The organism is Sorangium aterium, from assembly GCF_028368935.1.
Classification (GTDB): Bacteria; Myxococcota_A; Polyangia; order Polyangiales; family Polyangiaceae; genus Sorangium; species Sorangium atrum.
Genome location: NZ_JAQNDK010000007.1, coordinates 524,321 through 545,651, shown reverse-complemented (window position 1 = coordinate 545,651; position 21,331 = coordinate 524,321). Strand labels below are relative to the sequence as shown.

Sequence of the window (21,331 nt, the reverse complement as noted above, 5' to 3'; positions counted from 1 at the left end):
ACAGCGCAACCAGGACGGGCCCCGTGGCAGGGCTGCCGTGGGATGCGTCTCACGCGACTTCAGCGACGCTCTGCTTCGTGCATCCCGGGGTGCGATGCGTCACCAAAAGGACCGACAGTCCGTGATGATTTCCGCTCCCCGCGCCAGGAGCGCAGCGATGTTGCTCGCCTGAACGGCGCAGTCGATCGGGTTTCTTACCATCGTCACGGCCCTTCCTTCGCCGAAATCCGGGTTGGCGACGAGGGGCGTCAGATCGGACACCAAGTTGCCGGTGAGATTGAGGAGGAGGGGGAATGAACCGCTCGCGAGCGGAGAGAGGTCGGAGATGCGGTTGATTCCGAGGTCCACATACCTCAGCGCGGTCATGGTCGACAGGGGCGAGAGGTCGGTGATCCCGGTGGCTCTCGCCGACAGTTCGTACAGCTCCTGGAGGCCTGACAGCGGCGCGAGCGTCGAAATGGGGGAATCGCTGAGATGGAGCTGACGGAGCCGGATCAGCGAGCCGAGCGGGCCGATGTCGCTGACCGAGGTGTGGCTGAGCGCCACGTACGACAGGTTCGTCAGCGAGCCGAGGGCAGTGACGTCCGAGATGGGGTTGTTGTGCAAGCCAAGCCTCTCCAGCCGGAGGAGCGAGGACAGCGGCGCGGCGTTCTCGATCCGGTTGCCCGACGCGTCCAGGATGCGCAGCTCCGTGAGCGAGGACAGCGGCGCGAGATCTGCCACGTGATTGTTCGCGATGACCAGGCTCGTGAGGGAGCGGACGCACTCGATGCCGGCGAGGGAATCGATCCCGCGGCGGTCCGCGCGGAGGGCGTCGAGCGACGCGACGTCAGCCGGGAGGATCGGGCCCTCCGGCTTCGCCACGGCCTCGCGCACCGCCGCCTCGAGCGCCGGGTCGGCGAACTCGAGGGGTCCAGCGCACGCCGCGGTGGCGCTGCCGCCTGTTCCACCGCCTCCGGCGCCACCGATGCCGCTGCCACCGCTGCCGCCGCTGCCGCCAGTGCCACCGCCGCCGCTGCCGCCAGTGCCACCGCCGCCGCTGCCGCCAGTGCCACCGCCGCCGCTGCCACCGCTACCTGTGCTGCCGGCACCGCCGCCGCCGCCGGCCTGCGGATCCTCTCCGGGGTCCCGCCACCCGCCCACGCCGTCCCCTGATGTGGAGCCAGAGGGGTCCACCGCACCTGAGGCTCCGGTCGAACCGACGACGCGCTCCGTCTCACGGCTCTCACCGCATCCGGCGAGGAGGATGGCAGGGGCAAGGATCAACAGAACAGAAGCGAGAATGCGCATGGCGTGACCTCCGCGCAGCAGGCTACGTCCCCACCCAAGGATCGCCCCTTAATCCCATCTTAAAGCGATTCGCGCGCTCCTTCCCGCGGCGCCATCGCCCTTACCCTCCCATCCATTCCGCAGGCCCGCAGAGAGGGTGTTCGCGGGGCGAGGTGGGGGATGGGCCGATGTCTCCGTCGCGTTCGGAAATGTTGCCTCCTTGTCGGGATATGCGCCCCTCCGGACGGAAGGGCGGATGATCGACAAGCGTATCGGTCCACCCTGCGCTCTCTGGCCAGAGGGGAGAGCGCGGCGCTCCCGTCGCGAGGCGCACCATGGATCCCACGGAGGCATGCGCAGGAGGGGGAAACGTTGCGTAGCTCACGTTGATGCGTGCGCAGGAGGGCACGTCGGACGCGCGGGAGGGCGCTGAGGCGGCGCAGGAGGGGCAGCGGGCCGCGCAGGACCCGCGCGATCGTAACGTAGGACACACAACAGGGCGCGCAGGATGGGTGCGGAGGCCGCGCAGGACCCGCGCGATCGTAACGTAGGACACACAACAGGGCGCGCAGGATGGGTGCGGAGGCCGCGCAGGACCCGCGCGATCGTAACGTAGGACACACAACAGGGCGCGCAGGTGTACGAGCGGAGCCCTGGTAACACTTCTGACCGGGAGCTGCGGTGACACTTCCTTGAGCTACAGGCCCATGCTCCGGGAGGACTGGAAACAGGGACCGGATCCTCGTCGGCGCGACACGCTCGCCGCGCTTTCTCGGACCGCCTGGATCTATACACGAACCGCTCCCCGTGGTCGCGGTACACACGAGCCTCTTCTCACGATCCGGCGTGAGTTCGCGCAGGTCACCGCGCCCTGGCCAGCTTCAGCTCCTTGTTCTTCAGGGTGACCTGCGCGAGCAGAACCGGGCCGTAGTACAGCTCCCAGACGTCATCGGCGCTCGGAATCAGCCCCACGGGCTCGCCGGCGAGCAGTGAGGAGACGGTGGTCTGCGCGCCCCCGAACAGCATCCGTCCTTGGTCGTCAAGGCGTCGAATGGCCATCGTGTCCGGGTACTCCGGCGACGAGGGCTTGCTCGGCATCGAGCGGCGCGAGGGCGTGTAGCGCGAAGCCGGCGTCCTCTGGCCGAGCGCCTCGTGCGGACGCTGATCATTGTACTCGTGCCGAAACCGATCGAAGACGCGCTGCTGCGCTGCCAAGTTGGCTTCTGGCGGCGATGTCGCCTCCGCCTTCAACGTCTTGTGCATTCGCTCGTGGCGGCCGTTCTGCTGCGGCTTACCGGGCTCGATCCGCTCGGGATGAATGCCGAGCTTGATCCAGCTGACCGAGAGCGCCGAGAGCCCACCGATGCCAATCGTGGCGAACGGCGGCCCGTTATCGGAGCGGATGCGGTGCGGCAGCCCGAACTCGCGGAACGCGCGCTCGAAGTGCGGCCGCACCGAGGCCTCGTCCGGCTTCGCCACGCCCTCGCACTTGAGCAGGTACCGCGACGCCTGGTCCGTCAACGTCAGCGGGTGGCAGCGCGTCCTGTCGCCGAGCGCGAAGTGCCCTTTGAAATCGGCGCACCACGTGTCATTCGGCTGCTCGGCTGGAGCCAGCGGCGACGGCATCGCGGTCGTCGGCGTCACTACGCGGCGCCGACGGGGCCGGATCAGCCCGTGCTTCTTGAGCAACTCGCCGATGGTGCTCGTTGCTGGCAGCCCCTCGACGCCCAGGCTCTCCAGCCGCGCACGCAGCTTCTTCGGCCCCCACGTGGGGCGCTCCTTCCGCAGCTCGATCAGCGCGTCGATGAGCGCCGCTGGCGTCGCATGCGGGAACGAGCGCGCCACGGGCCGCCGCTCCTCCAGCCCGCTCGGTCCGGCCTGCTCGTAGCGCTCCACCCACTTGTACCCCGTCTTCCGGCTGATGCCGAACAGCCGGCACAGCTCCGCGAACGTCTCGTCCGACTCGTTGACCTGCGCGATGAATCGAAGCCTCTCGTCCACTGAACATGTCTCTTTCCAGGGCACCGGCGCTCCTCCGTCGCCGGTCCTCTACGACATGTGTCACCTAAGCTCCCGGTCCGTCCGGGTGCTACCCAGGCTCCCGGTCTGAACCGTTACCCAGGCCACCGGTCCGTACCAGGATGGGTGCGGAGGCCGCGCAGGAAAGCGCCGGGCACGCGCAGCGGGGGCGCCTGGCCCGCGCAGCAGAGCGCCGGGGCCGCGCAGCAGGACACGTCGTCTCAGAGCGGCATGTGCGCGAGGAGGATGTCGGTCGCCCAGCCCTCGCTCTCGAGGACGCCGAAGCCGGTCGGCACGGAGAAACTGAAGTTCGTTACGAACGACAGGTGTCCTTTCGCGTCGAGCACGGAGGCGGCGAGGCTGATGTTCCCGATCGCCTCGCCGAGCTCGACGATCCGCCGCTGCGAGACGAACGCCCCGGTGCCTGGTTCGTAGGTGGCGATGTAGGTTCCCGGCGTGTCCACCGAGCCACCGCCGAGGTCGAAGAAGTCGAAGGGTGGCGCAAGCGAGATGATGAGCGCGACCCTGCCGTCGGGCGCGAACGAGAGGCTGGTCGAGCCGAAGTACTGTGCGCCCGGGAGCGCGTTCGCCCATCGGATCGCGCCGTCCTCGCCGGCGAGCTTCATGAGGAAATTGCCCCGTATACCGTCGATTCGCCCCTCCCCGAGGTCAGCGCCCGGCGCGAACTGACCGGCGATCAGCACGTCGCCGTGCTCGTCCACGATCAGCGCCTTCGCCACGTCGCCGCTGATTTCACCACTGTCTTCGGGGGTGCCGAAGTGCCTCGACCAGAGGTGGGCGCCGTCCTCCCCCGAGTACTTCGCCACCCAGGCCTGAGCGCCTCTCAGCCCGGTGGTGGAGCCCCCGCCGAGGTCGGCGTTGTCCGAGAAGGCCCCTGCGACGAGGATGTCGCCGTGGAGATCCACGGCCATCCCGCTGATCGCGTACGTGACGGATCCGCTCAGGTTTCCCACGTCCGTCGCGAAGCGGGTCGTCCCGTCGGCGGCGAACCTGGCGAGGGTAAGGCGGCCCCCGGCTTGAGCGGCGACAACGACGTCGTTTCCGGGACCGACGGCCACGCGGCCTCCGTAGTCGAAGCCGCCGCCGCCCAGGCGGTGCATCCAGCGCGGGGCGCCGTCCCGATCGAGCGCGAGCACGAAGATGTCGCTCGAGGAGGTCCGCGGGTCGTCTCGTTCCAGCTCTTCCAGGACGAGGTCGCCGGCCTGGAGCGGACCGTTCGCGTAATGGCCGATGACGGCGATGCCGTCGTTTCCGTCGACCGCGACCCCCGTGGCCATCACGTCGCTGCCGCCGCCGAAGCGCCGGGCCCAGCGCAAGGCGCCGTCGTCTGCATACGTGGCGACGAAGATGTCCGCGGAGCCGACGCGCGGCGTGGCGCCGGCGCCGAAGTCGGCTGCTCCCCCCGACCAGCCGGCCAGGACGACGTTTGCCTCGCCATCGATCGCGAGGGCCACGGCCTCCTCCGTCTCGGGTCCCGAAATCTGCTGGTGCCAGGCCTCCGCTAGCGGCGATCCCCCGCCGCCCCCCGCGCCTCCGCCGCCACCCGCGCCTCCGCGCCCACCCGCGCCTCCGCCGCCACCGGCGCCCCAACCGCCACCGGCGCCTCCGCCGCCACCAGCGCCCCCGCCGCCACCGGCGCCCCCGCCGCCACCCGCGCCTGCGCCCCCCACGCCATCGCCGCTGGATCCTCCCGATCCCGCGCTTGGGGCGCTGCTCGAACTGACCTCCGGCTCGGGCACACGGATCTCACCGCATGCGGCGAGGGTGATGGCAGGGGCGAGGAGCAGCAGAGCAGAAGCGATGATACGCATGGCGCGACCTCCGCCGAACAGGCTACGTCCCCGCCACAGGACCGCTCCTTAATCCCGTCTTAAAGCGATTCGCGCGCTCGCTCCCGGGCGCCATCGCGCTTGCTCCCCCATCCATTCCGCAGGCTCCCGGCAGCAGCCCCCTACCGCCGCTTCCCCCCGCCCTCGCCCGTCTCCCCCCCGCGCGAATCCTCCCCTCCCCGCGCGGCCGGCTCCACCGCGACGTAGTGGACCGGCAGCGCCGGATCCAGCGAGTACCCCTCTGCGTCTCTCCGGAGCCACGGCTTCATCCCGAGCTTCCGCAGCTGGTTCATCGCCACGTAGATCCGGTTCGCCGCCGCCTCCGGCAAGATCCGCTCGCCGGGCCACCCCACCTCCTTCAGCGCGGCCAGGGAGAGCCCTCGGCCGGGCGCAGACCGCTGCTGCTCGGCCAGCGCGTGCAGCAGGCGCCGCGCCGCGTGGCGCTCGCGCAGGTCGTGCCAGCCGCCGCCCGGCGGGCGGACGAAGCGCGCCCCCTCGGTCAGGAGGAGCTCGCCCTCCGCCCGCGCCTCGGGCAGGCCGCCCAGCGCCGCCAGGCTGCGCTCCAGGATCCGGAGCAGCAGCCGCACATCGTCGGATCGGCTCGCGCTCGACGGCGATCCCTCCCTGGCGCGCGCGCTCCTGCGCCGCGCCGCGCCCACGTGCGCCGCCGCCTCCTCGCCCCGCCCCGCGCGGCGCGCCGCCTGGGCGAGCGCCAGGTCGACGAAGCCGGACGCCACCCGCGCGAGCTCCACGTCGGGCTCGTCCCCGAGCTGCGCGAGCAGCCGCTCCGCGGGCTCGATCGCGCGCCGCGCCTCGTCCACCGCGCCGACCGACGCGAGCGCCGCCCCGAGGCGGCAGAGGGCGATCCCCTCGGAGCGGCGGTCCCCGACCTCGCGGAGCAGCCCCACCGCGCGGCCGTGGCACGCGCGCGCATCGGCGAGGCGCCCCTCCTCGTGGTGGAGCGCGCCGAGGTTGCCGAGCGTGATCGCGAGCAGCCGGAGATCGCCCACCTCGCCGAGGATCGCGGCGGCGCGCTCGTAGCGCCGGCGCGCCTGCGCGGGCGCCCCGCGCTCCTGCTCGAGCAGGCCGGCGTTCGTCGAGAAGATGCCCTCCATCCGGCCGTCGCCGATCTCCGCCGCGATCCCGATCGCCTGCTCGTAGTAGGCGGCGGCCTCGGCCTCCCGGCGCTCGTCGTGGTGGAGCGCCCCGAGGTTGCCGAGCACCCGCCCCTCGGCGCGGCGGTCGCCGAGGGCGCGGTGGAGCGCGAGCGCCTGCGCGTAGTGGTCGCGCGCGCGCTGCATGTCGCGCCGGCCGTGGTGGAGCACGCCGAGGTCCGCGAGGATCCCCGAGAGGAGCGCCTCTGCGCCGAGCGCCGCCGCCTGCGCGCGGGCGCGCTCGAGGTCCTCGAGCGCGGCCTCCGCCAGCCCTCGTAGCCGCCGCGCGCGCCCCCGCGCCGCGAGCGCGCGGGCCACCACGCGCGGCTCTGCCGCGAGCGCCTCGGCGGCCGCGAGCGCGCGGTCGAGCAGCTCGAGCTGCGCCCCGAACGGCCCGCGGGTGCTGAGCACGGGCTCGATGGCGCAGAGCGCTCGCAGCGCGCGCTCGGCCGCCGCCTCGGCGCCGGCGCGAGGCGCCGTCGCCGGGGCGAGCGCGCCCTCGGCGACGGCGAGCAGCTCCTCCAGATCGCCGGCGATGCGGTTGAGCGCGTCGAGCGCGCCCCGCCGCTCGAAGTCCGCGGCCGCCGCCTCGCCGGCGCCCAGGTAGAACGCCGCGTGCCGCTCGATCGCGGCCTCGCGCTCCCCGCGCTCGGCGAGCTTCTCGGCGGCGAGCTCTCGCACCACCTCGTAGAGCGCGAAGCGCGTCGCCCCGTCGCTCCTCGGGGGCGCCGCGCGGAGCAGCGACTTGTCGCGCAGCGCCTCGATCCGATCGATCGCGGCGGCGTCGGGCTCCGCGAGCACGGCGGCGGCCGCCGCGAGCGTGAACGGCCCGTGGAAGGCGGAGCAGCAGGCGAGCGCCCGTCGCTCGCGGTCGTCGAGCAGGTCCCACGACCACTCGATCGCGCTGCGCAGCGTCGCCTGCCGCGCCTCCCTCCCGCGCGCCGCGCCCGCGAGCAGGTCGAGCCGGCTCCCGAGCCGCGCGAGCAGGCCGCGCACGCCGAGCACGCCCTCGCGCGCCGCCGCGAGCTCGATCGCGAGCGGGATGCCCTCGAGCCGCCGCACCAGCGCGGCGACGTCGGCGAGGTGCTCGTCGCCGGGCGGCGGCGGCGGCGCGGAAGCGCGGTGGGCCGCGGCGCGGTCGAGGAAGAGCGCCACGGCCGCGCTGCGCTCGGTCGAGCCCTCCGCGGGGAGGCCGAGGGGGCCGAGCTCGTAGCTGATCTCGCCTGCCAGGCGGGTGCGCTCGCGCGACGTCGCGAGGAAGCGGAGCTCGGGCGCCGCGCGCACCCACGCATCGAGGGCCGGCGCGGTCTGCTCGAGCACGTGCTCCAGGTTGTCGAGCACGAGCAGCGCCGGCCCCTCGGTCGCGAGGGCGCGGCCGATCCGCTCGACGAGCGTCGCTTCCCGGCGCCCTGCCGCGACCTGCGCCCCGATCGCGCGCGCGACCGCGCCGCAGACGGCGCGCAGGTCGCGGCAGGCGGTGAGCTCGCAGAGCCACACGGCCTCGCCGGCCTGCGCCTCGGCCCAGCGGCTGGCGAGCTCCAGGGCGAGCCGCGTCTTGCCCATGCCGGCCGGGCCCCAGAGGGTGACGAGCCGCTCACCGCCCCGGAGCAGCCCGGCGATCGCGACGAGCTCGCCCTCCCGGCCGATGAAGCGCGACGCGGGCAGGGCAAGGTGCCGCCTCCGCGGCCGAGCTGCGTCCGCCATGCGCCGACCTTCGATCGGACGGGAGCTGGATTCAACGCCAGAGCGGGCGGACGACGGGGCTGCGTCGGGACGGGCGCGGTGGGACGACGGCAGAGGCGCGGTGGGGCGGCGGGGATGCGGCGCGACGGCGGAGATGCGGCGGGGGCTCAGGGCCGCACGAGCGGGGTCACGAGCAGCTTCTTCCGTGCGCCGCTGAGCTCGACCTGCACCTCGATCCCGCGCCGATCGAGCACCGACAGCGGGCGTATCGGCGTCACCTGGGCATAGAGATCGCCGGCACCGCACCAGGTGCCCTGGAGCGCGGGCGTGTCGGTGTCATCGGGCGTGAAGACGACGGCGCCGGTGCGGCAGCCGCCGTCGACCGCCGCGTAGAGGCCCTCGATGCGGTCGAGCGCCGCCGGGCGCGCGCGAAAGGCGAGCTCCGCGCCCTCGGGCGTGCGCAGCCGTCCGGATTCGCCGCCCGCATCGGCGGTCGCCGTCCACCCGTCGCTCTCGAGCGAGAACGCGCCGCTCGGTTCCTCGGGTCCCTCGAACCACCGGGTCATGGTCGCGTAGCTGCTCACGCCGCCGCGGACGTAGAGCGTGACCGAGCCCTCGCCGCGCACGAGGGCGAGCACGGCGTCCGTGCCGTCGACCGTGCCGACCGAGATCTCGGGCGGCGGGGCTTCGGGGTCTGCAGCGCACGCGGCGCAGAGCACGGCGCCGAGCACCCCGGCGGCGCGCGCAAGCGCGCGAGCGCTCTTCATGGAGAAAACGATCCCACCGGAGCGACGAAAGAAGCGCATGGGGACTTATTTTAGTCGAGACCCGGGGCGGAGGGAGCGGCAGTTCCGTGCCAAAGGCAAATGGAAGCCCGTGAGCGCTACGCCCCGCCGTCCGGCGGAACATCGCCGGACAGCCCCTTTCGTCGCGCGGCGCGGACCGCCGCGAGCCAGTGCACCTTGGCCGGGTCGCTGTCCCACGGCGGGGCCTCCCGGTAGAGCGAGTCCCAGAATTCGCGCGCTGCCGCCTCGGCGGTCGCGAGCTCGCTCTCGCCTTCGGGCGCGTCCTCGACCGCATCCACAAGAGCACGCCATGGGTCCGAGTCGTAGCCTCTCAGGTTCGGCCACGGCCTTGCGGGCTCTCCGTCGAAGAGCCCATCGCTGCTCTGGAGATAGCCCTCGTAAGCGCTCTGGGCCACGGCGTCTCGCCGGCGACGGTTGACCTCGTTCATGCAGGAGTGGCGGTAGGACTCGGCCCATTCGCGGTCCTCCTCCGGCACGTCGTCTCGCCAGGCGCTCGCGTAGAGGTCGCGCAGTTCCTGCAGGAGCGCCCGGTACTCCTTGGTATCCGTGCAGTGACTCGACGCGTCCCAGAGGGCTCGGTTGCGCGCCGCGCTCGGCCCAGGGAGATGGAGCAGCGTATTCACCGGCCAGAACCGCGCAGGCTCCAGCCTCGGGGCGATGGGCCTCGTCATGGAGCTCGGGAGCCCGCGGCGCCCGCGCCGAAACCCCCTCCGAAAGGCGCGGAGCGCCGAGGGCCGGTCCACCTCGGGGGCGTCGTCGACCGCCAGCGCCCGCCAGACGGACGTCCGGTGGAGGCGCGCTGTCGGATCGCCCGTCGCGCCCTCGCCCTCGCCCTCGACCGTCTGCCCGAAGTCGACGACGAACGCAAAAAACGCGCTCTTGACGGCTTCGAGCAGCATCGGCCACGGCGGAGCGGGCTCCTTGTCGAACCTGCCCGTGAGGCTCTCGGGAGAGCCCGCGTCCACCCTCGGGCGGATGGCCTCGGGCCGCGAATCGTCGACCCACCTCCCGAATTTCTCACGATGCGCCTCGGCCCATGCGCGGTCCGCCTCGGGCAGGTCGTCGTGCCATGCTTCGGCGCACAGCCTGCCCAGGGTCTCGAGGTCCATGTTCCGACCCAAGGCATCCTGGGGCGAAAATAGGTGACTCGCCGTGCCCGCCTCGACCTCGTTGCGCCGCATAAGGAACCACACGCGCGACGTTTTCAGCTTCATGGATGATCCCCTGGCTCACCGCCCGTCGGGTCGGTGGGTTGCTCGCCCGGAAGGTCCGTCGGCCGAGGTGGGCACCCCCAGCCTGGTCCAGCGCCGAGCGGGCAGAGGAGCGGGACGAGCTGAGGGGCAGCAAATCCCGGAGGCGGCGCCGGGAGCGAGATCAGCCAGTCGATCAGCTCGTCGACTGTGATCGATCTGGGGTTCGTCAGGTTGGACGGCACTTTCTCCGGCTCGTAGCGGGAATCCCAAACGAACCTGCACTCGACATTCGTCACCCCCGGCACCTGTTCCTCACGCAAGATCTTGCTCTCCCTGTTTTTGCCGTCCACGGCTTGAAGTTTGTCGGCACACATCGTGTAGGTTACGGCGATATCTCCTGATTCGAGGAGGCAGTCGAGCAAGTCGGCGACGGTATACGTCGGCTCCTGGTCGTTCCAGCCGCTCCAGGTGCCGCCGGCCTTCAACCGGCACTGGAGCTTGCCCACCTGATCATTCGGGTCCTTGTATAGCTTGAGCCACTTCACCGCGTTAACATTCATGTTCCACTTATCCCAGGACGACAGCGTCTCGGGCGGCAGCATCGCGATCTGTTGTCTCAGCTCCTCACGGTCGCTGGGGTCCACGATCGAGCAGCCAAGGGCGATCACGGTGACCGCAGCGGCCACCATGGCCTTCAGGAGCAGCTTCATGCACGTAGGATTCCATGGAGAGGCGGTGAGCATCAAGCCATCCGCGCGCCCAGTCCCCGCGCCGCGCCTCCCGATGCGCACCTGCGGGCGTCGCTGTTCCTGAGCGAGCTCGCACGGGCAAGAGAGGACCGCGCTTCACGCCTGCGCCAGAGCATCGCCATCGCCCCAAACCCGACGCTTACGCCTGGGACGATATCGCCAGAGGCCGGAGCGATAAAAAATGCCCACGGGGTCATATTTCGGTCGAGACCCGGGGCGGATGGAGCCGGAGTTCCGCGGTGGACGGCGCCGAGCGCGTGGTGCCCTCTCAACCCAGGTCGAGCGGCGCGAGCGTTCGCGGAGCCGCGCTCGAAGGAGCGGCGCAACTCTGCGCTGCTGGTGAAAGGCGGTTCGGGCGGGCTTCCTCGACCCGGCGATGTTGGGCAGATGGTTCGGCACCGTCACTGCCACTTCTTCAAAGGCGAGGCCCCGGCCAGTGGCCGCGCTTGGGCGCCGGTCACCGTCCTCCAGGTGGCCCGTCACGGCTTGACCGGCGGTGGCGACCGCTGGTAAGGTCGGCCACCGTCTACGGGTACGTGGATCGGCGAACCAGGGGAGGGGAAACCGATGAATCATCGGCGCGGCGTTCTGCTCGTCGTGTTTGCCTGCGGCTGCTCCATCGTGGATCCCAGCGATCGCGATGAGCTGAGACACCAGATCGCGGCAATGCCACTCGAAGAAATATCGAGGCTCACGAGGTTAGCCATGAACGCCGCGGCCCTCGACTGGCTTCAGGGCAGGCCACCGGGAGATCAAATGGGCAAACTCCAGTGCCGCTACCAAGCTGGCGGTCAGTGGACCGAGTGGGCCGACCAGGAGCCGTCCTATATTGTCCAAGACATGCGCGCCTGTCTCATCGAGGAACCTTTCTTGGTGACCTACCTGATGTGCAAGGACGAATGGGAAGCGCTGCAGCGTCAAATCAGAAAAACCGACCTCATGAATAGCCTGCCGATCCCGGGCGGAGCGACCGTCGAGTGCCGGTTCGTATGGGACTTCCGCTACGAACCGGACAAGGTACCGGCCAAGCTGACGGACCCCGACGCGGTCGACACAGACGACATCATCAATACCCTGATCGCACTACCCGCTCCGCCTCCTGGATGGGCCTTTCCTCGGCTCGTCCCTCTCCTCTGCCCGCTCGGCGCTGGACCAGGCTGGGGATGCCCGCCCACGCCCACGGACCCGACAGGCGGACAGCCCACGGACCCGACGGGCGGACAGCCGGGAGATCGGCCGTGAGGTGGCTGGCGAAGCGCCCTGGAATGCTTGCAGTGCAGGAGGCAGGCTACGGATACGGCCTGTTTACCACCAAGAGCCCCGATCTCTGGAAATGGCACCTCGAGAATCTCGGCCAGCTGTGCGCAGAGGCATGGGACGATGGCCTGCCCGAGGAAGACAGCGAATGGGCAGATCCGTACCGCAAGAAATTCAGCAGGTGGATTGACGATTCCGGACACGCTGACACCGACTACAAGGCGAATGCGGCGGATCTCCAGAGCCGCCATGGCCGCTTCGGCGGAGAGCCCGCGCCACCCTGGCCCATGCTGCTGGAGGCCGTCAAAAGCGCTTATTTTGCCATGATCGAGGCCGCCAAACAGGTGCGCCCCGGCGCGAGCGAGCGTGCGGCGGAGGATCCAACGTCGCGACTCCACAGGAGCTATCTCTGGCAAACGCTGACATCCGACGACACGCCCCAGGAACACCGAGTCGACGCGCTACGCGCCTTCCGAAGGGGTTTTCGGATCGGACGCCGCGGGAGACCGAGGACGCTGACGAGGCCCATCCACCCGATGCTGGAGCCTCCCGCGATCTGGGAGATTGCGGCGCCTGCGCTTCCCGGTCCGAGCGCCACGCGCGAGCGGGCCCTCAGGGCGCTGCCGGTTCCGGACGATGCGAAGGAGCTTGCGGCACGCGAGCATGAGCTGCGAGCGCTGTATGCGAGCGCATGGCGAGATGACGTGCCTAAGGAGGACCGCCTCTGGGCAGCGCTGTACCGTGACACGTGCATTCTGTGGGTCAACAACCGCCGGCGAACTGCCCTGGCGCAGAGCGCCTATGAAGGCTATCTCCAGAGCAGCGATGGGCGCTTCGGCGGCGAGCCTGCTGGACCGTGGCGTAGCGTGGGCACCTTCGCCAAGGAACCCTGGTATTCTCTCGTGGACCGCATCGAGGACGCCCCCGAGGGCGAGAGCGAGCCGGCGACGGCCGAAGCAGCAGTATGGGAATACTGGGATGCGCTCTACCGGGATGCCCCGCCGTGGGACAGCGACCCCGACCAGGCGCACTGGCTTGCGGCGGTCCGCGCCGCTCGAAGGAAGGCGCAGGCCGACGATGGTCCACGGGCGATGGGCAGGTAGCGCTCGGACGGGGTCGCGCGCCGGGCTCGTCGCGCTGTCGCTCCTGCCCGCGGTCGCGCGGGCAGAAGAGGGCGCGCCGCCGCGCTGGGAGATCGACGTCAAGGCGACCTATGTCGTGCTGGGGTCGCGTGCCACGCGCGCGACGGGCGGCATCATGCCGTCGGTCACCGGCTTGCGCCGATGGCCCGTCCGCAACGCCGTGGACATCGGCATCGGCGCCGACGTGGGCCTCTTCGGTCTGGGCGGCGACGCGCGCTGGCTCGGCGTGCTGACCGGCCCCACGGCGGCCGTCCGGGGCATGCCGTTCCGTGCACCCCTGTCGTTCGAGCTCGCGGCGCGGCTCGACTTCGGGCGCATCCCTGTATGCAACGCATGGGGGTTGTGCCTGCGTTATCTTGGGTTCTTCCCGGCCATGGAGGCCGGCGCGGCCTATCTATCGACGCAGCATGTGGCGATCGTGGCGACGTGCGGTGTCCGCTTCATCACGACGCTCGCGTGGTCGGGTGTCAGCGTCGAGCCCGCAGCGGCGGGCCGAATCTTCTGGTAGGTATGACCTTGACGGGCGTAGAGCCCACCGACCCCACGTGCGGTCAACCCGGAGATTGCTCATGAACCCTTCGCTGGGGGAGACGAAGCCCTTCGTACCTCGCGTCGTGCGCGAAGCGGCGCTCGGACACGCGCTGTTCTCGACCAAGGATCCCGAACAATGGAGGTCGCGCTCGGAGGATCTGGGCAAGCTGTGCGCCGAAGTGTGGTACGACGATTTGCCGGAGAGGGACCGCGCATGGGCGGCGGCCCACCGCGAGAGCTTCAGGAAGTGGGTCGACGATCAGGGACCGAACGGCATAGAGCCTGGAGCCAGCGAAAGCGCTCTCCGGGGCAGCCAGGGGCACATTCCCCGGGCGTTCACCCCGCCGTGGCCAATGCTGCTCGCCGCCCTCGAGAGCGCGTTCATCGCCTTCGTTGACGCGTTCGAGGAAGCGCACGCCAGCGACAGTGAACAGGCCGCGGCCGCGGCAGCCTCGCGCCTCCACCGTACCTACCTCTGGCGGACCCTTGCTTCCGACGACACGGCCGAGCAGCACCGGCCCGGGATGCTCCGCGCTTTCCAGCGGGGTTTTCGGCTCGCTCTCCGCGGAACCCCGAGTTCGATGAAGAGGGCCATCCCTCCGATGCTGGAACCGCCGTGGTACTGGGGCGCCGGGCTGCCGGAGTACCCCGGACCGAGCGCCGCGCGCGAGCGAGCCCTCCGCGCCGCGCGCGACCAGGCCCTCCGAGCACCGCCGGTCCCCGACGATCGACATGGGTGGCTGACACGCCAGCAGGAGATGCGCGATCTTTATGCGAGCGCATGGCGAGACGACGTGCCGGAGGAGGACCGCGAATGGGCCCAAGCGGTTCGTGATTGTTGCACGAGGCATGTCAACCGCCGCCGGCGCGATGCCATCGCTCAGAGCGCCTACGAGAGCTATCTCCAGAGCAGCGGTGAGGTTTTCGACGGGGCGCCCGGCCGGCCGTGGCCGAATCTGAGCCACCACGCCTCTGAACCCTGGCGTGCCTTCGCGGACCGCGTCGAGGACGCACCCGACGGCGAGAGCGAGATCGAGACGGCCGAGGCGGCAGCGCGCGAGTACTGGGACACGCTCTACCGGGAGGCCCCGCCGTGGAACAGCGACCCCGACCAGGCGCACTGGCTCGCAGCGGTCCGCGCTGCTCGAGCCAAGGCGCAGGCCGACGACGGTCCGCCGGAGAGGGCGCGATAGCCCCAGGAGAGGCCGCCCGGCTAATCGGCTCCGCTGCAGTCCGAGACGTGAAATACCGCCGTCTCGAGGCGCACCGTTGCACCGTCGAAGAGCCGGACGAGGTCACACGGCCCCGCCGACACGTCGGCCTCGTACGGGTCACCTTGCAGATCCTCGACGATGATCTCGCACGCGCCCTGGTAACGCTCTCCGTCGATCGTCACGGACGCATAAGGCGAGTCGGACTCGTCCATCATATCAAAGAACGAGAAGGCAGCGCCCTCCTTCTGCACCGCTACCCCGAGTTTCCCCTGATTGGGTACGATGCACCCCCCTGCGACCTCGCCGCTTGCATCCACGAGCCTCGTTCCGTTGCCACCGGTGTCGATCACCAGTTCTTCGCCATCCCGCGTGACGACCGCCTTGCCCGAGATCTCGGGATGGGCGATGCATCCGCCGGACGAGACGCACACGGCAGCCAAGAGCAGGGATGAGAATGCAACTGCGAGGGCATTTGTCATCGGATCGCTCATGTCGTGCATGCGCCGTAGCTCTGCGGGATCACCATCGGCGGGTTGCCCGCGGGGGTGCAGCACATCACGTGCTCTTCGCCATCTTCTTCCACGTAAATGGAACGGTCCTCGTACCCCTCCCAGCAAATCTCCGGCACCTCGGTTGGGATCACGCAGAGTGTATACCCGTCCGGGATGTCGTCTCGAACGACGCCGGCGCAGGCGCGTGCGAACGTCGGCGACTCCGGGGCGGTAGAGGAGCCTTTCAACCACCCGTCCCAGAGAACATCCCTGTCTTCCGCGCAGCCCGGCGCCTCGTTCTGCGTGCCATCCCAGAGCCATACCGCAGGGTCTCCCTCGTGGGGGCCTGGGGCAGGACAGCCGCGATCGGAGACACAACCTAGCCCAGCGCTCGCGCCCATGAGCAGAAGAACGCATCGCATCGACAGAAGCCCTCCTAGTACATCGCAGGACCACAGCTAAAATCGCCGGCCTCGCAGTACGGCCGGCGCAGCTCGGCCTTCGCCGTCACGCCCGTTCGTTGCGTGTACGCAGCACGCGGGCGGCTGTCCGCTTCCTTCGAGTCGGCCCTCGCCGCCCCTTCCGGCGACGGCAAACGCCGCTGCCCAGACCGCGGCGATGCTCGCTCCACCAGCATCGTCCCAAGCTTCTCCGCGCGGGACGCGATCCCCGCCGGGGGCGTCAGGCAGAGAGCGCCGGCGCACAGCGCAGCCGTCGCGGCGAGCGGAATAGCAAGGCGCCTCACCAGCTTGTGGGGCGGCGCCGCGACAGGGTCGCTCCGGACCATCATTGGCTCTCCTCCAGGTTCTCGGCGGAGGGAGGGCGGCGGTGGCGTCACCGGCTCTTTCGAAGCGGGAGCGGTCGGCGATGGTCCGTCAAGAGGGGGGATCTGCGGCAGCTGATGCTCATCGTCGCTCGAAGGCGCTGCCACCGGCGCCACCTCGGACGTCCGGGTGTCCGGAGCTTCCGTCACCGGCGCTGACAAGCGACGACTCTGGAGATGGGAGCTGCGCAAGGTCGACGGCGCCGCGCCGGCGACGGGCGCGTGGTTATCGCGCCGGCTCGGTGCCCGGTCCAGCGTGGGCCAGGCGTCCACAAGGCCCTCGAGCACCGCGATGAAGTGGCCCACGTTTCTGTACCTGCGGCGCGGATCCTCTTCCAAGGCCATCTCGATGGCGGCAGCCACAGCGGGCGGTGTGTCGACGGGGATCGCGGGCCTACCGCGCCGCACCCCCAACATACCTGGCTGGCCGACGTCGAGCGACCGACGGCAAACGAGCTCGTACAGCAGCGTCCCGAGGCCATAGACGTCCGTCTGTGGCCTCACTCGGTCGCCGCGCAGCAGCTCAGGAGACGCCACCAGCGGCTCCCGCGCGGCCTCGTGCGGCTCGATACGGAATAGCCCGACCAGACCGAACTGGCTGATGCTGTAGTCCCGCTTCGATGTGATGAACACGCGGTCGGACCCGAGCGCCCCATGGCACCCGCCCAGCGTGTGGCACCGCTGGATGGCGTGGGCGACCTCGATTACCGTGTGCAGCGCGGTAACCCCGAGATCCACCCCGCGGATCGCGTCCATGAGGCCAATCTTGTCGCTCCGCCGGTAGGCGACCCAGGCAGAGAGGCCTCCTGCGTCACCGTAGAGAACGGGTTCTACCTGAGGAACCGCTCGCGCGATGTCCTGCAGACGCTGGAGCTCGGATGCGAAGGCCGTCCGGTCCATCGGTTGCCCCTCGCGCAGGTGCAACCAGACGATCGCGGCCTCATCGCCGACCTGCTGGGCGAGGAACGTGCGGACCATGCCGTCGTGAACCTCGTTGAGGATCCGGTGACCTTCCCAGACGGTACCAGGCTCTACCACGAGAACCGCACCTCTGCTCCAGCCGCGCTCGCGCGGATCTGGGCGCCGCGCGGCAGCACCGCAATTGCGACCGTCGCGGCCCCCAGGGCGGTACCTGCAACGAGGGCTGCCGTGCTGATGTGCTGCTGCACCTCCACGGCGTGCAAGTCCTCGACCAACTTCGGATCCTCCGCCGAGCCGGGCTTGCACATCTCCTCCCTCAAGGCGCTGTCCTCGGTCGATGCCAAGATGTGCAGCACGATCCCCGACACGAGGAATACGCCCGACGCCGCGGACCCCGTATAAAGCAGCCACGGGGCCGGGGGGCTCGCTGGCCGTACCGGCGCGCCCGCCGGCGTCGCCTTCAACGGAGCGACCGAGCGCACGCTCGCCGGTTCGGCGCTCAAAAGGACAACGCGCGATTCTCTCGCGGTGACGTGCACCATGGAGCGTGCCTTGCGGCCATCCGGCAACATCGTCGTGATCTCATGCTGCCCGGGCGCCACGTAGATCTGACCGCTCTCGTCCACGAGGCGCCCGTCCACGAGCACGGGCGCCGCCCCGGCGGGCGCGAACACGTGGAGTCTCGCCACCTCGAGCCGCGCCGCCGCCAGGTCCGCATGCCGCGTCTCGTGGAGCCGCCGCTCCCTGGGCGTGGCCGGCGGGCGCATCTCCTGCACACAGCGCGTGAGCTCCACCACGGCGTCCACCCAGCGCCCGAGTCGGCGGTCGAGCTGCCCGAGCTGGCAGATCCCCACCGTAGAACGCTCGATATCGTAGATCTGCGCCCACAGGTCGCGTGCGCGCGCGACGTCGAGCCGCTCCAGGGCGGCCTCAGCCTCCTTGATCAAGGCTGTCACGCGCGGCGACCGCGGCGGCGGCTGCGCGGCGAACGCTGGCTCGATCGCGAGGAGGAACATCGCGACGGCCGCCACGTGCGACCAACAGATGACCAGCGCAGAACGCAGCAAAGCGCACCTCGGCCCTACGAAGGAGACCGGATGCCGCGCCGGCCCAATCCGGCGCGGTACCGCCTTTTCAGCTCAGCCTCGGCCGGAGCGGCGTCCATCCCTCGGGCAGACGTGCACTAACATAGGTCTGCCTGCGCTTTGAATCCCCCACAGACCGAATTTGCCCCCACGAACGCATTGCAAATTGCGCCGCCAAATTCTCACCAAATCGCCCTCCTGGGCGGTCGAAGTGCACCGGCACGGAGCGCGCCTCTGGTGAGACGGAGCGCGCCTCTGGTGAGGAACAGGGCCTCTCCTGGAAGGAGAGGGCCTCTCTCAGGAGATGAGCACATGCCGTTGCCGCCCATCCGGGCTCCCCAAGGCGGGGCGAGCGCAACTAGAAAGCGGGCCGAGCGCAACCAGCGGTCCTCCGGCCACGGAGCAAGATCGCGACGGCTGCCTGAGCGCGCGGGACGTTGCATCCAGCCAACCCGGACCGAGATTCGGGACGCCCCTGACCAAGGAGGGATTTCATGGGTTATCGCAATCTCACCCCGCAAGCGATGGTCAACATCTCGGGCCCCTGGCTCGACCCGGAGCAGGATCGGAGGGTCTTCACGTCGCTGCCGCTGCTCGCGCCGCTCCTGCCCGCGGTCGAGGAGGCGCACGGCCGGATCCTCACCACGCAGCGGCTCGGCTCCAGCCTTCAGCAGCAGGCGAAGGCGCTCATGGAGAAGGCCATCGCGCTCGACGCCACGCACGATCGCAAGCTCCGCGGGGCGTACAATTACCTCGGCGCGCTCGCCGAGATGACCGACGATCCCGCGTTCGCGGCGGCGGTCCTCGATCTGCGCGACCGGCTCGCGCCGGCGGGGCTCAAGGCCGTCTCGCGCAGCTACGGCGACCAGGCGGGTGACGCCAAGCTGCTCCGGTCGCGGCTCGACGACGCGTCGGAGAAGCTGCTCAGGAAGCTGAAGACGCCCGAGGGGCCGCTCGCGCAGGTGGTGGACGCCTGGGTCGCGGCCGCGCTCGAGATCGAGAAGGTGGAGGCGCAGCGTGAGCAGCTCGCGCTGAACGCCCCGTCGAACACCGACGGCGCCACGCCGCGGGAGGTAGTGAACGCTCGCAACGCCTGGATCCGCATGGTCCGGGCCGTCGAGACGAACCTCGCCCTCGAGAAGGCGGCGACCGGGGAGATCGCCGAGCGCCTCCTCGGCCGGCTCCGCCGCGAGTCCGCCCGGGCCGACCGGCGCGGTCGCAAGGGCGGCGCCGAGGGCGGGGCCGAGCCCGCGCCTACCGACGACGACGCCGCGCCGGCCGCTGCCGGCGACGATGACGAGTCCTTCGACGGCGCCTGAGCCGGGCACTCCTGACCTTGCGGCGCGACGGATCCCCTCACCGGGGCGCGCGAGACAAGACATCTTGCTCGAACCCGCCGCTCTCCGCCCATCAAAGTAAGGCGTCTTTCATTTTTCGCCGCCTTCCGGCGGGTGGACGGCTGCCAACTTGCGCGGAACGGTCGGCAGGCGGCAATCTATGCAAGATGCCTTACATCGATCCGCTGGCGACCGGCGATCTCAGGTAAGAAGACTTACGTCGATGCGCCGCCGAGCGGCGACTGCATGCAAGATAACTTACTTCGATGCGCCGCCGAGCGGCGATCGCCGGCAGTGAACTTGCCCGGAACGCCGCCGGGCGGCGATCTCACGTAAGACATCTTACTTCAATGCGCCGCTGAGCGGCGATCACCGGCAGCGGACTTTGCCCCGAAGCGCCACCGCGCAGCGATCACCGGCGGCGGACTCGCCCCCAAACGCCGCCGCGCGGCGATGGCCGGCAGTCGCTTTGCCCCGAGGCGCCGCGACCCCCGCTCAGCCGAACCGGTAGTGCTTCCGCACCGGCGAGCGCACCTCCCAGGTGCAGCTCAGCCCCGCGGGGAACGTCACCAGATCCCCCGCCTGGATCCGCACCGGCGCGCCGCCGCCCTCCGCGGGCGTCACGATGACGTCGCCCTCGAGCAGGTAGCAGATCTCCCGCTCGTCGTAGTGCCACGGGAAGGTCGACACCTCCTTCGTCCAGATGGGCCAGCCGCGCGCCCCGAGCTTCGCCAGCTGCTCCTCCGACGGACCGTGCTCCAGCTTGATCGACTCCATGGCTCCTCGTCCTCGCTCGACGCGCCGCCGCCGGGCCCGCCCCCGCGGCGCCCTCCGCGATCGTCGCGGCCGATGCTAGCAGCTCGGCCCGTCGCGGCGGCACAGGTCGCGCACCTCGAGCGCGATCGCCTCCATGCGCCCGAGGCTCGCGAGCAGCGCCTCCGCGCCCTCCCCGGGCGCGGCGAGCGTCGCCTCCACCCTGTCGGCGAAGCCCTGGGGGCACCGCGAGAGCGACCGCGTCCTCGGCAGGGCTCCCTTCTCGTTCGAGAGGTAGCGCTCGTTCAGCGCGAACAGCGCCTGCACCAGGCAGGCCGCTGCGCGGAAAAGGCAGCCGCTCACGTAGAACACGTCGCCGCGCCGCCCGGCCTTCCTCGCGGTGTCGATGGCGAAGCCGGCCTCCCACAGGAACCTCTCGAGGAGCGCCCTCCGCAGGGCCGGCGGATAGGGCGTCACGAGCGCCTTCAGCGGAGCCAGCGCGCCCTCCGGATCGAAGAGCGGCCGGCAGTCGTGGATATCGGCCACGTAGTTGGCGCTGAGGAAGCCGTGCGGGTGCCCGGGCTGGTAGTCGCACGTCACCTGCCCCGCCCGGCACTCCGCGATCACGCGCCGCACGCGCGCGAGATCCCGGTAGAGCCAGTCGACCCGGTGCCCCCCGATCTCGAGCCACGCGCCGCCGTTGATCCAGGGCCCCCACGCGCCGGGCGGCGTGACGACGTCCTCGGCGGCGCTCGTGTGGAGCTCCCGCGCGAGCGGCGCCACGTCGCCCTCGGCGCCGCCCGCGCAGAGCTCCCGCGCGAGCGCGCGCAGCGCCGCGAGGTCGGGCGGGCTCTCGGGCTCGTAATAGATGCCCAGATCGACGTCCGAGTCCGGGTGGCCCGCGCCGCGAGCGCGCGATCCGCCCAGCACGACCGCCACCACGCCCGGGATCGCCCCGAGCCGAACCGCCACGCGCGCCGCCACGTCCACTGCCTCGTCCATGCCGCCTCCTGTCGACCCGCCGCGACGCGCCGACCCTAGCATCGGGGCGCCC

At 70.6% G+C, this 21,331-nt stretch carries 19 protein-coding genes; 5 read left to right on the top strand and 14 right to left on the bottom strand.

What is annotated here, in order from left to right; all coding sequences use genetic code 11:
• Positions 1 to 99: 99 nt before the first annotated feature.
• From POL72_RS49965 to POL72_RS49930, 8 genes are all read right to left on the bottom strand, one after another.
• Entirely contained in the window at positions 100 to 1,143 is a 1,044-nt protein-coding gene (locus POL72_RS49965) for a leucine-rich repeat domain-containing protein (protein WP_272104507.1), read from the bottom strand.
• A gap of 987 nt (positions 1,144 to 2,130) precedes the next feature.
• Positions 2,131 to 3,294 carry an integrase core domain-containing protein gene (locus POL72_RS49960; protein ID WP_373372341.1) on the bottom strand — a complete coding sequence of 388 codons (1,164 nt, stop codon included), beginning with the start codon at positions 3,292 to 3,294 and terminating at the stop codon, positions 2,131 to 2,133.
• A gap of 215 nt (positions 3,295 to 3,509) precedes the next feature.
• Complete coding sequence (locus tag POL72_RS49955; protein ID WP_272104505.1) at positions 3,510 to 4,763, bottom strand: hypothetical protein; 1,254 nt, start codon at positions 4,761 to 4,763, stop codon at positions 3,510 to 3,512.
• 47 nt (positions 4,764 to 4,810) lie between these two features.
• Positions 4,811 to 4,984: a hypothetical protein gene (locus POL72_RS49950; RefSeq protein WP_272104504.1), complete on the bottom strand. Its 174-nt coding sequence runs from the start codon at positions 4,982 to 4,984 to the stop codon at positions 4,811 to 4,813.
• A gap of 276 nt (positions 4,985 to 5,260) precedes the next feature.
• On the bottom strand, positions 5,261 to 7,996 hold the full coding sequence (locus POL72_RS49945; protein WP_272104503.1) for an ATP-binding protein: 2,736 nt from the start codon (positions 7,994 to 7,996) through the stop codon (positions 5,261 to 5,263).
• Between the two features lie 146 nt (positions 7,997 to 8,142).
• Positions 8,143 to 8,742, bottom strand: coding sequence for a hypothetical protein (locus POL72_RS49940; protein ID WP_272104501.1), 600 nt, complete (start codon positions 8,740 to 8,742; stop codon positions 8,143 to 8,145).
• A gap of 116 nt (positions 8,743 to 8,858) precedes the next feature.
• The gene (locus POL72_RS49935; RefSeq protein ID WP_272104499.1) at positions 8,859 to 9,890 is read right to left on the bottom strand and encodes a hypothetical protein; all 1,032 of its coding nucleotides are present in this window, start codon (positions 9,888 to 9,890) and stop codon (positions 8,859 to 8,861) included.
• Positions 9,891 to 9,991: 101 nt separating this feature from the next.
• Positions 9,992 to 10,684: a hypothetical protein gene (locus POL72_RS49930; RefSeq protein WP_272104497.1), complete on the bottom strand. Its 693-nt coding sequence runs from the start codon at positions 10,682 to 10,684 to the stop codon at positions 9,992 to 9,994.
• 606 nt (positions 10,685 to 11,290) lie between these two features.
• Here POL72_RS49930 and POL72_RS49925 point away from each other — a divergent pair.
• From POL72_RS49925 to POL72_RS49910, 4 genes are all read left to right on the top strand, one after another.
• Complete coding sequence (locus POL72_RS49925) at positions 11,291 to 11,965, top strand: hypothetical protein (RefSeq protein ID WP_272104495.1); 675 nt, start codon at positions 11,291 to 11,293, stop codon at positions 11,963 to 11,965.
• Between the two features lie 23 nt (positions 11,966 to 11,988).
• Positions 11,989 to 13,083, top strand: a complete 1,095-nt coding sequence (locus POL72_RS49920) for a hypothetical protein (RefSeq protein WP_272104494.1) — start codon at positions 11,989 to 11,991, stop codon at positions 13,081 to 13,083.
• On the top strand, positions 13,058 to 13,630 hold the full coding sequence (locus POL72_RS49915) for a hypothetical protein (protein WP_272104492.1): 573 nt from the start codon (positions 13,058 to 13,060) through the stop codon (positions 13,628 to 13,630). Before POL72_RS49920 ends, POL72_RS49915 begins: the two co-directional genes overlap by 26 nt.
• Before the next feature lie 61 nt (positions 13,631 to 13,691).
• Positions 13,692 to 14,846 carry a hypothetical protein gene (locus POL72_RS49910; protein ID WP_272104490.1) on the top strand — a complete coding sequence of 385 codons (1,155 nt, stop codon included), beginning with the start codon at positions 13,692 to 13,694 and terminating at the stop codon, positions 14,844 to 14,846.
• 20 nt (positions 14,847 to 14,866) lie between these two features.
• Here POL72_RS49910 and POL72_RS49905 read toward each other — a convergent pair whose 3' ends face one another.
• Genes POL72_RS49905 through POL72_RS49890 form a run of 4 tightly spaced genes read right to left on the bottom strand, consistent with a single transcriptional unit; the run spans position 14,867 to position 18,169 of the window.
• Positions 14,867 to 15,367, bottom strand: coding sequence for a hypothetical protein (locus tag POL72_RS49905; protein ID WP_272104489.1), 501 nt, complete (start codon positions 15,365 to 15,367; stop codon positions 14,867 to 14,869).
• Positions 15,355 to 15,780, bottom strand: coding sequence for a hypothetical protein (locus tag POL72_RS49900; protein WP_272104487.1), 426 nt, complete (start codon positions 15,778 to 15,780; stop codon positions 15,355 to 15,357). Before POL72_RS49900 ends, POL72_RS49905 begins: the two co-directional genes overlap by 13 nt.
• A gap of 14 nt (positions 15,781 to 15,794) precedes the next feature.
• Positions 15,795 to 17,219 carry a protein kinase gene (locus POL72_RS49895; RefSeq protein ID WP_272104485.1) on the bottom strand — a complete coding sequence of 475 codons (1,425 nt, stop codon included), beginning with the start codon at positions 17,217 to 17,219 and terminating at the stop codon, positions 15,795 to 15,797.
• Positions 17,213 to 18,169 (bottom strand): hypothetical protein, encoded by a 957-nt coding sequence (locus POL72_RS49890; RefSeq protein WP_272104483.1) that lies wholly within the window; start codon positions 18,167 to 18,169, stop codon positions 17,213 to 17,215. The genes POL72_RS49895 and POL72_RS49890 overlap by 7 nt, the downstream gene beginning before the upstream one ends.
• 512 nt (positions 18,170 to 18,681) lie before the next feature.
• Here POL72_RS49890 and POL72_RS49885 point away from each other — a divergent pair.
• Positions 18,682 to 19,506, top strand: a complete 825-nt coding sequence (locus tag POL72_RS49885; RefSeq protein ID WP_272104482.1) for a hypothetical protein — start codon at positions 18,682 to 18,684, stop codon at positions 19,504 to 19,506.
• A gap of 513 nt (positions 19,507 to 20,019) precedes the next feature.
• Here POL72_RS49885 and POL72_RS49880 read toward each other — a convergent pair.
• A complete protein-coding gene (locus POL72_RS49880) occupies positions 20,020 to 20,301 on the bottom strand; it encodes a cupin domain-containing protein (protein ID WP_272104480.1) in 282 nt (93 codons plus the stop codon).
• A gap of 75 nt (positions 20,302 to 20,376) precedes the next feature.
• Positions 20,377 to 21,279, bottom strand: a complete 903-nt coding sequence (locus POL72_RS49875) for a nucleotidyltransferase domain-containing protein (RefSeq protein ID WP_272104479.1) — start codon at positions 21,277 to 21,279, stop codon at positions 20,377 to 20,379.
• Between the last annotated feature and the right edge of the window lie 52 nt (positions 21,280 to 21,331).